The 13,172-nt window shown below is 72.0% G+C and carries 13 protein-coding genes; 8 read left to right on the forward strand and 5 right to left on the reverse strand.

Annotation, left to right across the window (positions count from 1 at the left end):
* The first annotated feature begins 171 nt into the window (after window positions 1-171).
* On the forward strand, window positions 172-1,692 hold the full coding sequence (locus tag LCH29_RS37885; protein ID WP_446466221.1) for an MFS transporter: 1,521 nt from the start codon (window positions 172-174) through the stop codon (window positions 1,690-1,692).
* A gap of 112 nt (window positions 1,693-1,804) precedes the next feature.
* Here LCH29_RS37885 and LCH29_RS37890 read toward each other — a convergent pair whose 3' ends face one another.
* A complete protein-coding gene (locus LCH29_RS37890; protein ID WP_446466246.1) occupies window positions 1,805-2,347 on the reverse strand; it encodes a MarR family winged helix-turn-helix transcriptional regulator in 543 nt (180 codons plus the stop codon).
* A gap of 133 nt (window positions 2,348-2,480) precedes the next feature.
* Between LCH29_RS37890 and LCH29_RS37895 the strand changes: the two genes are divergently transcribed.
* Entirely contained in the window at window positions 2,481-3,242 is a 762-nt protein-coding gene (locus LCH29_RS37895) for a dioxygenase family protein (RefSeq protein WP_446466247.1), read from the forward strand.
* 27 nt (window positions 3,243-3,269) lie between these two features.
* Here the strand turns inward: LCH29_RS37895 and LCH29_RS37900 are convergent, their stop codons facing one another.
* Window positions 3,270-3,680: a hypothetical protein gene (locus LCH29_RS37900; RefSeq protein WP_446466222.1), complete on the reverse strand. Its 411-nt coding sequence runs from the start codon at window positions 3,678-3,680 to the stop codon at window positions 3,270-3,272.
* A 361-nt stretch (window positions 3,681-4,041) separates the two neighbouring features.
* On the opposite strand from LCH29_RS37900, the gene LCH29_RS37905 reads away from it, so the two are divergent.
* The gene (locus LCH29_RS37905) at window positions 4,042-5,043 is read left to right on the forward strand and encodes a sigma-70 family RNA polymerase sigma factor (protein ID WP_179936366.1); all 1,002 of its coding nucleotides are present in this window, start codon (window positions 4,042-4,044) and stop codon (window positions 5,041-5,043) included.
* A 162-nt stretch (window positions 5,044-5,205) separates the two neighbouring features.
* On the opposite strand, the gene LCH29_RS37910 is transcribed toward LCH29_RS37905, so the two are convergent.
* Window positions 5,206-5,943 (reverse strand): SDR family NAD(P)-dependent oxidoreductase, encoded by a 738-nt coding sequence (locus LCH29_RS37910; RefSeq protein ID WP_446466223.1) that lies wholly within the window; start codon window positions 5,941-5,943, stop codon window positions 5,206-5,208.
* A gap of 212 nt (window positions 5,944-6,155) precedes the next feature.
* Between LCH29_RS37910 and LCH29_RS37915 the strand changes: the two genes are divergently transcribed.
* From LCH29_RS37915 to LCH29_RS37925, 3 genes are all read left to right on the forward strand, one after another.
* Entirely contained in the window at window positions 6,156-6,917 is a 762-nt protein-coding gene (locus LCH29_RS37915) for a DeoR/GlpR family DNA-binding transcription regulator (protein ID WP_446466224.1), read from the forward strand.
* The gene (pfkB, locus tag LCH29_RS37920) at window positions 6,914-7,858 is read left to right on the forward strand and encodes a 1-phosphofructokinase (protein ID WP_446466225.1); all 945 of its coding nucleotides are present in this window, start codon (window positions 6,914-6,916) and stop codon (window positions 7,856-7,858) included. Before LCH29_RS37915 ends, pfkB begins: the two co-directional genes overlap by 4 nt.
* A gap of 85 nt (window positions 7,859-7,943) precedes the next feature.
* The gene (locus LCH29_RS37925; protein ID WP_446466226.1) at window positions 7,944-10,088 is read left to right on the forward strand and encodes a PTS fructose transporter subunit IIABC; all 2,145 of its coding nucleotides are present in this window, start codon (window positions 7,944-7,946) and stop codon (window positions 10,086-10,088) included.
* Between the two features lie 7 nt (window positions 10,089-10,095).
* Here the strand turns inward: LCH29_RS37925 and LCH29_RS37930 are convergent, their stop codons facing one another.
* Together LCH29_RS37930 and LCH29_RS37935 are read right to left on the reverse strand one after the other, a co-directional pair.
* Complete coding sequence (locus LCH29_RS37930; protein WP_446466227.1) at window positions 10,096-11,016, reverse strand: FAD-dependent oxidoreductase; 921 nt, start codon at window positions 11,014-11,016, stop codon at window positions 10,096-10,098.
* A gap of 66 nt (window positions 11,017-11,082) precedes the next feature.
* On the reverse strand, window positions 11,083-12,231 hold the full coding sequence (locus LCH29_RS37935; protein ID WP_446466228.1) for a P1 family peptidase: 1,149 nt from the start codon (window positions 12,229-12,231) through the stop codon (window positions 11,083-11,085).
* Window positions 12,232-12,433: 202 nt separating this feature from the next.
* Here LCH29_RS37935 and LCH29_RS37940 point away from each other — a divergent pair, with 202 nt between their 5' ends.
* Window positions 12,434-12,976: an AMP-binding protein gene (locus tag LCH29_RS37940; RefSeq protein ID WP_245606316.1), complete on the forward strand. Its 543-nt coding sequence runs from the start codon at window positions 12,434-12,436 to the stop codon at window positions 12,974-12,976.
* Window positions 12,977-12,979: 3 nt separating this feature from the next.
* Window positions 12,980-13,168: a hypothetical protein gene (locus tag LCH29_RS37945; protein WP_446466229.1), complete on the forward strand. Its 189-nt coding sequence runs from the start codon at window positions 12,980-12,982 to the stop codon at window positions 13,166-13,168.
* The last annotated feature ends 4 nt before the right edge of the window (window positions 13,169-13,172 follow it).

Raw genomic sequence — 13,172 nt, forward strand, 5'->3', positions numbered from 1 at the left:
GCGCCGCGCGTCGCCGGCTTTCGCTTCTCCTGCTTCTTCTCCTTCCCCTCCCTCCTCTCCTTCGGTCTTCTTCTCCTTCGTCCACTGCTTTCACTGAACGGCTCCGCCCGGTCCGAACCGGGTGTCAAACGTCCCATTTCTCACTCTCCGCACCGCTAGGTAGGCCCACCCATGCCTGAAACGGCCCTGAACAAGGCTCCTTACGTCGATCCCCGGCGCTGGAAAGCGCTGATATTCATCGCCCTCGCCCAGCTGATGGTCGTCCTCGACGCGACCATCGTGAACATCGCCCTGCCCTCGGCCCAGGCCGACCTGAACATCTCCGACGGCAACAAGCAGTGGGTCATCACCGCCTACGCCCTCGCCTTCGGCGGCCTGCTGCTGTTCGGCGGCCGGATCGCGGACCTGTGGGGCCGTAAGCAGACCTTCATCGTCGGGCTGGTCGGCTTCGCCGCGGCCTCGGCGCTCGGCGGCGCCGCCGTGGGCAGCGGCATGCTGCTCGGCGCCCGAGCCCTCCAGGGCATCTTCGGTGCGCTGCTCGCGCCGTCCGCGCTCTCGCTGCTCGCCGTGATGTTCACCGACCCCAAGGAGCGGGCCAAGGCGTTCGGCGTCTTCGGCGCGATCGCGGGCGGTGGCGGTGCCGTGGGTCTGATCCTCGGCGGCGTGCTCACCGAATACCTGGACTGGCGCTGGACGTTCTTCGTGAACATCCCGTTCGCCGTCGTCGCCGCGGTCGGCGCGGTCGCCGTGATCCGCGAGCCCACCGAGAGCCGTAACGCTTCCAAGCTGGACGTCCCCGGTGTGCTGCTGGCCACCTCGGGCCTGGTCGCGCTGGTCTACGCCTTCACCCGCGCCGAGTCCGACGGCTGGACCGCGGGCCCGACGGTCGCGCTGTACGTCGCGGCCGCCGTGCTGCTGATCGCCTTCGTGATCGTCGAGTCCCGGGTGAAGGCGCCGCTGCTGCCGCTGCGCGTCGTCACCGACCGCAACCGCGGCGGGGTCTACGCCTCGCTGGGTCTCGCCGTCATCGGCATGTTCGGTCTGTTCCTGTTCCTCACCTACTACATGCAGATCGTCAAGGGATACAGTCCGGTCGAAACCGGTCTGGCCTTCCTGCCGATGGTCGCGGGCATGATCACCGGCTCCACGCAGATCGGCGCCCGGCTGATGACCAGGGTCCCGCCGCGGCTGCTGATGGGCCCGGGCTTCCTGGTCGCCGCGTCCGGCATGCTGCTGCTGACCCAGATCGATCTCGACACCTCGTACCCGGCGCTGATCCTGCCCGCGATCGTGCTGCTCGGTCTCGGCATGGGTACGGCGTTCATGCCCGCGATGAGCCTGGCCACCCATGGTGTCGAGCCGCGTGACGCGGGCGTCGCCTCCGCGATGGTCAACACCTCGCAGCAGGTGGGCGGCGCGATCGGCACCGCGCTGCTCAACACCATCGCCGCCAGCGCCACCACGGCGTACGCCAAGGGCCATGTCGCCACGGCCTCTTCGCCCAAGCTGCTCCAGCTCCAGTCGATGGTGCACGGCTACACCGCGGCCATCGCCTGGGCGGTCGGCATCCTGCTGCTGGCCGCGGCGATCGCCACCACGCTGATCAGCGCCGGTCGGCAGGACGGCGGCGGCGCGGTCGCCGGTTCGGGCGACGGGGCGGTGGAGGACGCCGTTCCGGCCATGGCGCACTGACGCCGCGTACGTACGGCGCAGGCCCCGCTCCCCGGCGTTCGCCCGGTGGAGCGGGTCCTGCGTGCGTCTGGACTTCGTGATTCCCGGCTGTCGCGGCTTCGTGCGTCCCGGCTCAGCGCAGCCAGGGGAGATCGGCGCCCTCGGGCTGGAGTCCGTCGGCGATGATCCGGCAGACGTCGCCGAACTGGGCGATCTGCTCCGGGGACAGCCGGTCGAAGAGCGCCGAGCGGACGGCCTCGACATGGCCGGGGGCGGTCTGCTTGAGGACGCCGAACCCCTTCTCGGTGAGGACCGCGTTCTGCCCGCGCTTGTCGTCGGCGCAGTCCTCGCGCCGCACCCAGCCGTCCTTCTCCATGCGGGTGATGGCGTGGGAGAGCCGGGAGCGGGTGATCTTGGCGGCCTCGGCCAGTTCGGTCATCCGCATCCGGTGGCGGGGCGCCCAGGAGAGCTTCACCAGCAGGCCGTAGTAGACGTGCGGCATGCCCGCGTCGCGCTGAAGCTGACGGTCGAGATGGTCTTCCAGCAACATGCTGGCCTGGATGTACGCCAGCCAGGTGCGCTGCTCGTCATCGTCCAGCCAGCGGGGCTCGTCGGCGGCCGGGTCCGAGCCTGCGTCTGCGGCTGTTTCTGCGTCTGCGTCTGCGGGGGAGTTCATGGCGTCCACATCGTTCATTGTAAGTCTACTTCTTGAAAATTAAACAAGTGTGCGATACCGTCATCTGAGCCACTGCTTGATATTTCAAGTTTTCTCGTGTTCGTTTGGTCGAGGAGCCGCCGCCGTGTCGCGCATGCCCGCCCTCTATCTCAGTCATGGTGCTCCGCCGCTCGCCGATGACCCGGTCTGGCCCGGACAGCTCGCCGCCTGGTCGGCCGACCTGCCCCGGCCCACCGCCATTCTGATGATCTCCGCGCACTGGGAGGAAGCTCCGCTCGCGATCGGGGCCACCGCAACGGTCCCGCTGGTCTACGACTTCTGGGGCTTCCCCGAGCACTACTACCGGGTCCGCTACGCCGCGCCCGGCGCCCCCGAACTGGCCGAGCGCATCCGCAAGACGCTGCGCACCGCGGGCACGCCCGTCCAGGACATCCCCGACCGCGGGCTCGACCACGGTGCCTACGTACCGCTCGTCGAGATGTACCCGGACGCCGACGTTCCCGTCCTCCAGGTCTCGATGCCGACCCTGGACCCGCGGAAGCTGATGGACATCGGCCGCAAGCTCGCCCCGCTGCGCGACGAGGGAGTGCTGATCGTCGGCAGCGGCTTCTTCACCCACAACCTGGCCGCGCTGCGTCATACCGGCCCGACGCCGCCCGGCTGGTCGACCGAGTTCGACGACTGGGGTCGGCGCGCGCTCGCCGGGCAGGACATCGACGCGCTGATCGACTTCGAGCACGCCTCACCGAGCGGCTCCCTGGCCCACCCGCGCACCGAGCACTTCGCCCCGCTGTTCGTCACGATGGGCGCGGCGGAGTCGGAACTGGGCAGCCAGCGCAGCGTGATCGACGGCTTCTGGATGGGGCTGGCGAAGCGGTCGGTGCAGTTCGGCTGAGGCGGTGCGGGGGATCGGTGTCCGGGCTCAGTCCGACCGGGCGTGGATGATGTAGAACGACACCGCCGCCATCGACAGCGCCACCCCCAGGCCGACGCCGGTCGCCCGCCCAACGGCCGCCCCGCTCAGGCAGTACAGGAAGCCGATCACGCAGCCGAGCAGCACCCCGTACAGCCCCGCCCGGACCTCCGGCAGCAGCCGTCCCTGGACCCGCCCGAGCAGATAGCAGACCGCGCCGACGACGACCGCCGCCACCACGCCGAGGAGTGCGGCGAAGGGCAGCGTCGACCCCTGGTTGTGGGCGATGAACATCGCGTAGCCGCCGGTGAGGACGCCCAGCACGACGGGTATCACCCAGGAGGCGGCGGGGTGGAGCGGCACGGCGGGGAGACGCGACCGGTGGCGCCTGCGCGCCGGAGCCGAAACGGAACCGTTCATGGCGGGACCTCCTCCCCTCCAGCGCACACCCGCTCCCGGCCTCCGGCAAGCCCGGCCTCCGGCAAGCCCGGTACGGGCAACCAGAAGGCCATGGGATCCGTCTTGTGGAGAGGGAGGCGAGGTGGAAAGCGGGGGAAGGTGGTCGTTCCGGCGTAACGGACGCCCCTGACCTGCACTTTCCCGGCGCTGCTGCGCTGCGCTGAACCCCCTGTGGCGGCACAGGGTACTGCATGATCGTAAAAAGGTGGGCGCGGCTTGGGAATTCTGTCCGGATTCCAGTCGTTGTTTCCATCGGACGGGGCACCCGCCCAGGGAAGGTCCGTTCATAGTCCGCGCCCGATCCATCTGTAAGGGAGCACGCATGGCAACCCGTGCCGTCGCCCGCAATCAGGCCACCACCGGTGGTGCTGATGGGGCCAACAGTGTTCGCGCCACAGGCGGGGAGATCGCCGATCGCGACCTGGTCGGCATGTATCTCGACGAGATCGCTCGCACCCCGTTGCTGGACGCGGCCAAGGAGGTGGAGCTGTCCCAGGCTGTCGAGGCGGGTGTATATGCCCAGCAGATCCTGGACGGGGAGGTTGAGGACACCGGAGCCGCGGGTGCGAGCCGAGAGGAGCTCGAGGCCATAGCGGCCGAGGGTGCCCGCGCGAAGGATGTCTTCATCCGCTCCAACCTGCGCCTGGTCGTGGCCGTGGCGCGCCGTTATCCGCGCAGTGGCCTGCCCCTGCTCGACCTGATCCAGGAGGGCAACGCGGGCCTGGTGCGCGCCGTGGAGAAGTTCGATTACACCAAGGGCTTCAAGTTTTCGACGTATGCCACGTGGTGGATCCGTCAGGCCATCACGCGCTCGATCGCGGACCAGTCCCGGACGATCCGGCTGCCCGTCCACCTGGTCGAGGAGCTGGGCCGGATCCGCCGGGTGCAGCGGGAGTTCAACCGTGAGCACGGCCGCGAGCCGGAGCACACGGAGATCGCCGAGGAGCTGGGCTCCACCCCGGAGCGGGTCTCGGACGTGCTCGACTGGGCGCGCGATCCGGTGAGCCTCAACATGTCGGTGGACGACGAGGGCGAGACCCAGTTCGGTGACCTGCTGGAGGACACCTCGGCCGTCTCGCCCGAGCAGTCGGTGATGACGCTGCTGCGCAGCGAGGAGCTGGAGGACCTCATCGGCCGCCTCGACGACCGGACCGCCTCCATCATCAAGGCGCGGTACGGCATCGATGACGGGCGGGAGCGTACGCTCACCGAGGTCGGCAAGCAGCATGGGCTCACGCGTGAGCGCATCCGTCAGATCGAGAAGCACGCGCTGCTGGAACTGAAGAAGATGGCCCGCCAGACCGGCTTCGACGCCGCGGCCTGAGCCGCAGCGTCCGCATGGACCGATCGCACGCCACAGACCCCATGGACCGAGCCCCGGCGCACTCCCCCGAGCGCCGGGGCTCTTCCTTTCCCGGGTTGCCCGGTGGGGCGGCTCCCGGTGGGCGTTTTCCGATGGGGCGTTTTCCGATGGGGCGTTTTCCGCTCAGGCCGCGAAGCCGCCGTCGACGGCGATCGACGCCCCGCTGATGTAGCGCCCGCTCTCGCCCGCGAGATGGGCGACGGTCGCGGCCACTTCCGACGGCAGTCCGTAGCGGCCGAGCGCGGTGAGGCCGCGCTGCATGGCGGCGCTCTCGCCGTCGGCGGGGTTCATGTCGGTGTCGATCGGGCCGGGGTGGATCAGGTTGACGGTGATCCCGCGCGGGCCCAGCTCACGGGCGAGCGCCTTGGTCAGGCCGGTCAGCGCGGTCTTGCTGGTCGCGTAGAGGCTGCCGCCGGGGAAGGCGACGCGCTCGGCCATGCAGCTGCCGATGTTGATGATCCGCCCGCCGTCGGACAGCCGCTCGACCGCCGCTTGGGCGGTCAGCAACGGCGCCCGGACGTTGATGTCGAGGGCGCGGTCGATGTCCTCCAGCGACAGCTCGGTCACCGGGCCGAGGACTCCCACGCCCGCGCTGTTGACCAGGATGTCCAGACGCCCGAACTCGGCGGCGGCCCCGGCCACGGCCGCCCGCGGCGCCTCCGGGTCCGCGCTGTCGGCCCGCACCGCCAGGGCCCGGCGGCCCAGCGCCTTGATCCGTTCGACGATGTCGGCCGCCCGGTCGGCCCGGTCGCGGTAGGTCAGGGCGACATCGGCACCGTCCTCGGCGAGCCGGATGGCGATGGCCTCGCCGATGCCACGGCTGCCACCGGTGATCAGGGCCGCCTTGCCGTCGAGTGTCATGTCCGCTCCCGGATGCGAAGAATGCGATGAAGAGCCTTGAAGGTACTGCTCTGTCGCGTGAGCGGGGGGTGAACCGGGCCCGAGCTTTCGAAGCTGGCCCGAGTCTGCCCGGTCGAGTTTGTTTCGTGCCCGAGTCTGTTTACTTTCCGGAAGTGGCAACGTAATCTGGCCGCGAAATCACAGGTTCGGGCATGGAAGGGACGTAAACCCACATGTACGCACCGGAGCGTCAGCAGGAGATCCTCCGGCTCGCCCGCGACAGCGGACGGGTGGATGTCCTGTCCCTCGCCGAGGAGTTCCAGGTCACCGCCGAGACCGTACGGCGCGACCTGCGGGCCCTCGACCGGGCCGGTCTGGTGCGCCGCGTGCACGGGGGAGCGATCCCGGCCGGGCGTCTCGACTTCGAGCCCGACCTCGCCGAGCGCGAGAGCACCGCCGCCGACGAGAAGGACCGCATCGCGCGCGCCGCCCTCGCCGAACTTCCCGCCGACGGCAGCGTGATCATCGACGCGGGGTCGACGGCGGCCCGGTTCGCCGCCGCCATCCCCCTGGAAGCCGGGCTCACCGTGGTCACCCACGCGCTGCCGATCGCCGCCCGCCTCGCCGACCACCCCGGCATCGCCCTGCACCTGGTCGGCGGCCGGGTTCGCCACCGCACCCGGGCCGCCGTCGACGCCTGGGCGCTGCGCGGCTACGGCGAGGTCAAGGCCGACGTCGTCTTCCTCGCCACCAACGGCTTCTCACCGGACAGCGGGCTCACCACCCCCGACCTCGCGGAGGCCGCCGTCAAGCGCGTCATGATCAGCGCCGCCCGCCGGGTCGTGCTGCTCGCCGACTCCGGCAAGTTCGGCGAGGAGCACTTCGCCCGCTTCGGCGGCCTCGACGACGTCGACCTGCTCATCACGGACACCGGGCTCAGCCCACAGGACGCCCTCGCCATCGAAAAGCAGGGCACGGAAGTAGCACGCGCATGATCCTCACCGTCACCCCCAATCCCAGCCTGGACCGCACGTACGAGATCCCGGCGCTGGAGCGCGGCGCCGTGCTGCGGGCCACCACCGACCGGGTCGACCCCGGCGGCAAGGGCGTCAACGTCTCGCGCGCCGTGGCCGCCGCCGGGCACCGCACCGTGGCGGCGCTGCCGCTCGGCGGACCCGAGGGCGCGCTGCTGGCGCGGCTGCTCGAAGAGCTGGGCATCGAGGCGGCGGGCGTGCCGGTGCGCGGCTCGACCCGGGTCAACATCTCCGTCGCCGAGCCGGACGGCACCCTCACCAAGCTCAACGCGAGCGGACCCGAGCTGGACGACGCCGAGGCCGAGGCCCTGCTGGAGGCGGTGCGGAGCCGGGTCGCCGACGCCGACTGGATCGCCTGCTGCGGCAGCCTCCCGCGCGGGCTCGCCCCCGAGTGGTACGCCGAGCTGGTCGCCCGGGCCCACCGCGCGGGGGCCAGGATCGCCCTGGACACCTCCGGCCCCTCCCTGACCGCGGCCCTGCGCGAGCGCCCCGATGTGGTGAAGCCCAACGCCGAGGAACTCGCCCAGGCCGTCGGCCGCCCGATCGCCACCGTCGGCGAGGCGGTCAAGGCCGCCGAGGAGCTGCGCGAGCTGGGTGCCCGCGCCGTCCTGGCCAGCCTCGGTGCCGACGGTCAGCTGCTGGTCGACGGGACCGGTACGTACTTCGGCACGGCGACGGTCACGGCCGTCCGCAGTAACGTCGGTGCGGGCGATGCCTCGCTCGCCGGATTCCTCGCCGCGGGCGGCACCGGAGCCGCCGCGCTCGCCTCGGCCGTGGCCCATGGCGCGGCCGCCGTACAACTGCCGGGCAGCGTGATGCCGACCCCGGCCGACCTGGACCCGTCCGCCGTCATCACGACCTCGGACGTACCGCTGGATCGCGCGCTCAAGGAGCCCGCGTGACCGGCCCGACCCACTCCCACCCCCCAGTCCCCACCCCCTCCGCCCGCCTGTCCCAGGGCGGTATCGCACCCAAGGGAGCCGCGAGATGAGTGAGCTGATCACCGCGGATCTGGTCGACCTTGACCTGTCCGCCGACACCAAGGAAGCTGCCGCCCGGTCGCTCGCCGAGCGCATGGTCGCGGCGGGCCGGGTCACCGACCTCGACGGCTTCCTCGCCGACGTGGCGGCCCGCGAGGAGCAGATGCCGACCGGCCTGGACGGCGGCATCGGCATACCCCACTGCCGCAGCGAGCATGTCACCGAGCCGACGCTGGCCTTCGGGCGCAGCACGACCCGGATCGACTTCGGCGCGCCGGACGGACCGGCCGACCTGATCTTCCTGATCGCGGCCCCCGCGGGTGCCGACAGCGATCACCTGACGATCCTGTCCAGCCTCGCCCGGTCTCTGATGAACGCCGAGTTCACCGGCGCCCTGCGGGCCGCCGACGACCCGGCCCGGGTGGCCGCCCTGATCCGCGGTGACGAGGAATCGTCGGCCGCTTCGGACAGCGCCTCGGACAGCGCCGCGGCGGAGCCCGCGGCCGAGGAGCCGCAGGACACGGCGGGCGGCCCGGCGGAACCGGCCGGGACGTCCGCGCCCGCCGGGACGTCCGCCGGAGCCTCCGAGCCCGCCGGGACGTCCGCGCCCGCACCGGCGGCCGCGGCGGCGCCTTTCCGGATCGTCGCCGTCACCTCGTGTCCCACCGGTATCGCGCACACCTACATGGCCGCCGAGTCGCTGGAGAACGCGGCCCGTGAGGCCGGTGTCGAGCTGGTGGTGGAGACCCAGGGCTCGGCCGGGTTCGAGAAGCTGCCCGCCGCCACCATCGCCGCCGCCGACGCGGTGATCTTCGCGCATGACGTGGAGGTCCGGGACAAGGAGCGGTTCGCCGGGAAGCCGACGGTGGACGTCGGGGTCAAGGCGGGCATCAACCGCCCGGCCGAGCTGGTGGCCGAGGCGCGCGACAAGGCGGCGCGCGGCGAGACCAGCGCACCGGCGGGCGCGGCCGATGATGCCTCGGACGGCTCCGCCCCGATGGACGCGGGCGGCGACGGATTCGGCACCAGGCTGCGCAAGTGGCTGATGACGGGCGTCAGCTACATGGTCCCGTTCGTCGCCGCGGGCGGTCTGCTCATCGCGCTCGCCTTCGCGATCGGCGGCTACGAGATCGCCAACGCCAAGTCCGTCGCGGACCACTTCGTGTGGACCGAGACCGCCAGCTGGGCGGCGCTGCTCTTCCAGATCGGCAGCGCGGCGTTCACCTTCCTGGTGCCGGTCCTGGCCGGGTACATCGCCTACGGCATGGCCGACCGGCCAGGGCTCGTGCCCGGCTTCGTCGGTGGTTTCATCGCGACCACCATCAAGGCCGGATTCCTCGGCGGTCTGGTCGCCGGCCTGATCGCGGGCGCGGTCGTCATGGCCATCCAGCGGTTCAAGGTCCCGGCGGCGCTGCGCGGCATCATGCCGGTCGTGGTGATCCCGCTGATCTCCTCGGCGATCGTCGGCTTCCTGATGTTCGTGGTGATCGGCAAGCCCATCGCCTCCGCCCAGTCGGCGATGACCGACTGGCTCAACGGGCTCTCCGGCGCCAACGCCATCGGCCTCGGCGTGATCCTCGGCCTGATGATGTGCTTCGACCTCGGCGGCCCGGTCAACAAGGTCGCGTACGCCTTCGCGACCGGCGGCATCGCGGTGTCCGACCCGAGCGACGGCAGCCTCAAGATCATGGCCGCGGTGATGGCCGCCGGTATGGTCCCGCCGCTGGCGATGGCCCTGGCCACCACCGTGCGCGGGAAGCTGTTCACCAAGACCGAGCGGGAGAACGGCAAGGCCGCCTGGGTGCTGGGTGCCTCCTTCATCAGCGAGGGCGCCATTCCGTTCGCGGCGGCGGACCCGCTGCGGGTGATCCCCTCCTCGATGGTGGGCGGCGCGATCACCGGTGCGCTGTCGATGGCCTTCGGCTGCACGCTGCGTGCCCCGCACGGCGGCATCTTCGTGGTCCCGCTGATCGGCCAGCCGTTCCTCTACCTGCTTGCCATCCTGGCGGGCACGGTGGTGTCGACCGGACTGGTGATCTTCCTCAAGGGGCTGCGGAAGAAGGCGGAGGCCGACGCCACGGCCCCGGCCGGTGGTGACTCCTCCGCGAAGGGCGCCACCGGGGACGAGGAGAAGGTGGCGGTCGCGGTCTGACCCCATCTCAGTCACCCCCCATCCCCTCCGTGGCGAGGCCGCGCGCAGCGTAGTAGGCGCTGAGCGCGGCCTCGCTGCCTGAGCCCATCGCGGTCGCGATCCGCTGGAAGCGGGCGGAGCGCAGATCACCGGCGGTGCGGATCCTCGGATGCTGGCGCACCGGCGGGCAGTAGCCGGATCCGGCGGTGACGACGGACCCGCCGGGCGGCGCCGGGGCGCTGCCCAGATTCAGGAACGCCAGGTCGGCCGTGAGGCCATACCGCTCACCCGCCGCCGTCAGCGCCTCCGCCCGCAGCGGCGCCGACGGCGGCCCCAACTCCAGCCGCCGCACGGCCACCAGCTCCACCCGGGCGTCCTGCCCGACCTCCTCGGCCTTGTAGGCGTCCTCGGGCGGATGGGCGACCAGGAACCGGGCCCGCAGCTCCGGATGGGCGCGGAGGAGAGTGCCCAGCGGACGGTCCGCGCCGAGCACGAGCACCGTGCGGCCGGTGAGCGCCGCGGTATCCGCCTCCCACAGCTGACGCAACTCCCGGCCCTCCGCCCCAGCGAGCCACCCGGTGGCCGCGGGCGCCAGCGGCCCGACCCCGGTGGCGACGACGGCATACGGAGCGGACAGCCGCGCACCGGCGGCCCTCGCCCCCTCGACCGTCACCTCCACCCGGTCCTCGAACGCGTCGATCCGCGTGGCACGCCGCCCGAGTGCGACCCGGCAGAGGGCACACCGTGCCACGTCGGCCTCGATCGCCGCCGCCAGCCCGGGGCCGGTGGTGAAGCCCAGGACGTTGCTCACCACCGGGATGCGCCGCAGCGCACCGCACAGCGCATCGCCCGACTCGACGAGGACGGACCGCATCCCGACGCTCGACGCCATCACGGCGGCCGCACAGCCCGCCGGACCGCCTCCGACGATCAGCAGATCGGCGTCCATGATGATCCCCTCCCTCTCAGTCCTCGGTCCCTCTCGGTCCCCTGTGACCCTCTCGGGGCCGTCCGCTCAGAACGGTCCGTCGTACAGATCCCGATACGCGGGGAAGACCCCGCCCGGGCCGTCCACCCCCTCCGCCGCCAGCACCGCCTTGACCACGGCCCGGGTCAGCGCGTCCGCCCCCGCCGCCAGCACCTCGTTCAGCGCCCCGGCCTCCCGGTGCACCCCGAACGCCGGATCCCCCGCATCGCCCCCGCTCTCCTCCGGCACCAGCGGCCGATCACCGGTGGCCAGGGCGAAGACCGTGTCACCGTCGGACAGCAGATGCACCGGCCGGATCGCCCGGGCCAGACCGTCGTGCGCCGTGCCCGCGAGCTTGTGCGCCTGGGCCCGGGTGAGCGCGGCGTCGGTGGCGACCACGGCCAGGGTGGTGTTCAGCGGAGGCCGCACCGACGCGGCCTGGCGCCGCTCCGACTCGGCCCGCGCGGTGGCCAGGCGGCGCACCGCTGCCGCGTGCTCCTCTTCGCCGGGGCGGTAGGGCCCGCCGTCCCCGGACGGCTCGTACCCCTGCCCGTACAGCACGCCGGTCCGCGGATCGACCACCGATCCGGCCGCGTTGACCGCCACCAGCGCGGCCACCGTGATGCCGGACGGCAGCACCAGCGACGCCGATCCCATGCCGCCCTTGAGCCCACCGGCCACCGCGCCCGTGCCCGCGCCCAGATTGCCCTGCCCGACCGGCGCGCCCGGCTCCGCACCGGCCGCCGCCTCGGCGGCCTCCCGGCCCAGGGCCGCGCCCGGCCGGGCCCGCCAGTCACCGCCCCGGCCGAGGTCGAAGAGGGCTGCCGTCGGGACGACCGGGACGACCTGCGCCGGATCGGGACCGACCCGGAAGCCGCGGCCGTGCTCCTCCAGCCAGGCGGCCACCCCTGAGGCGCTGTCCAGGCCGAACGCGCTGCCGCCGGTCAGCACGACGGCCTCCACGCGCTGGACGAGATTGCGCGGATCGAGGGCATCGGTCTCCCGGGTGCCCGGCCCGCCGCCGCGCACATCGACGGCGGCGATCGCGCCGCCCTCAGGGGCCAGGACGACGGTCGTTCCGGTCAGCCATCCGCCTCCGGTGCGCTGTGCATGGCCGACGCGCAGCCCGGGTACGTCAGTCAGCGCGTCGGCCCGGCCGGTGTTCGGGGAGTCATGGGTGGTTCGCTCAGCATCCATGAACACTATGCGTAGCACGCGGACTCGTGTCATGGTCGTACAACGAGGCGTGCCCGGCCCCGGAGCAAGGGCCCTTGCGAGCACCTCCGGACGGCGCGCGCCGGACCATCGCCGCCTCATATAGCGGGCGTTCATCAGACGTTGATGACCTGACAGCAGGCTGTGCGGTATGCCGTTCGTCCCCGCCTCAAGGAAGACCGCCGTGCCCCATACCTCCCGGACGGAGGAGCTCCCGACACTGGCCGCCGCCACGCGGCAGACCTCCCGGGTGGCCCTCCGGTGGATCAGCGAGCCCGACTGCACCGAGGAGCTGACCCACGCCGAGCTGCTCGACCAGGCCGCCAGGGCGGCCGCCGCCCTCACCCGGCTCGGAGTCCGGGCCGGCGACCGGGTGGCAGTCCACCTGCCGCTGGTGCCCGAGTCAGTGATCGCCACGCTCGCCTGTGGCCGCCTCGACGTCGTACGCGGCAGCCTGCCGGTGGGGCTGCGCCCGCATGAACTGCGCGACCGCATCAGGGAGATGGACGCCAAGATCGTCATCACCGCGGACGGGGAACAGCGCTGTGGGGAGCAGCAGCCCCTCAAGCAGCTTGTCGACCGGGCGCTCACCGGCTGCCCCGGCGTCCGGAACGTGCTGGTCGTGCACCGCCTCTCCCGCCCGGTGTCCTGGAAGCCCGGCCGGGACCTGTGGTGGCACGACGAGCTCGGCCGGTACACCGAACCGCTGCCGCGGTCGTACTCTTGAGCCATGAGCACCGCCCCCGCCCCTGGACCGCGCGATCCCGCCGCTGCGCTGATCTTCGACGATCCTCTGGCGCAGCCGTCCGCGGACGATACGGACCGCGGGTGGGGTGAGCGGGCTCCCGGCGGGCACGGCGCCGACAGCGCCGCGGATCTGGCCCGGTTCCTGGACGAGAAGCCGCCCCACCACCTCTGACGGC

Source organism: Streptomyces sp. BRA346 (assembly GCF_052851135.1).

Excerpts from the sequence above, each read along its gene's own strand:
- LCH29_RS37885 (WP_446466221.1), top strand. The coding sequence starts at position 172 with ATGCCTGAAACGGCCCTGAACAAGGCTCCTTACGTCGATCCCCGGCGC.
- LCH29_RS37890 (WP_446466246.1), bottom strand. The coding sequence starts at position 2,347 with ATGAACTCCCCCGCAGACGCAGACGCAGAAACAGCCGCAGACGCAGGC.
- LCH29_RS37895 (WP_446466247.1), top strand. The coding sequence starts at position 2,481 with ATGCCCGCCCTCTATCTCAGTCATGGTGCTCCGCCGCTCGCCGATGAC.
- LCH29_RS37900 (WP_446466222.1), bottom strand. The coding sequence starts at position 3,680 with ATGAACGGTTCCGTTTCGGCTCCGGCGCGCAGGCGCCACCGGTCGCGT.
- LCH29_RS37905 (WP_179936366.1), top strand. The coding sequence starts at position 4,042 with ATGGCAACCCGTGCCGTCGCCCGCAATCAGGCCACCACCGGTGGTGCT.
- LCH29_RS37910 (WP_446466223.1), bottom strand. The coding sequence starts at position 5,943 with ATGACACTCGACGGCAAGGCGGCCCTGATCACCGGTGGCAGCCGTGGC.
- LCH29_RS37915 (WP_446466224.1), top strand. The coding sequence starts at position 6,156 with ATGTACGCACCGGAGCGTCAGCAGGAGATCCTCCGGCTCGCCCGCGAC.
- pfkB (WP_446466225.1), top strand. The coding sequence starts at position 6,914 with ATGATCCTCACCGTCACCCCCAATCCCAGCCTGGACCGCACGTACGAG.
- LCH29_RS37925 (WP_446466226.1), top strand. The coding sequence starts at position 7,944 with ATGAGTGAGCTGATCACCGCGGATCTGGTCGACCTTGACCTGTCCGCC.
- LCH29_RS37930 (WP_446466227.1), bottom strand. The coding sequence starts at position 11,016 with ATGGACGCCGATCTGCTGATCGTCGGAGGCGGTCCGGCGGGCTGTGCG.
- LCH29_RS37935 (WP_446466228.1), bottom strand. The coding sequence starts at position 12,231 with ATGGATGCTGAGCGAACCACCCATGACTCCCCGAACACCGGCCGGGCC.
- LCH29_RS37945 (WP_446466229.1), top strand. The coding sequence starts at position 12,980 with ATGAGCACCGCCCCCGCCCCTGGACCGCGCGATCCCGCCGCTGCGCTG.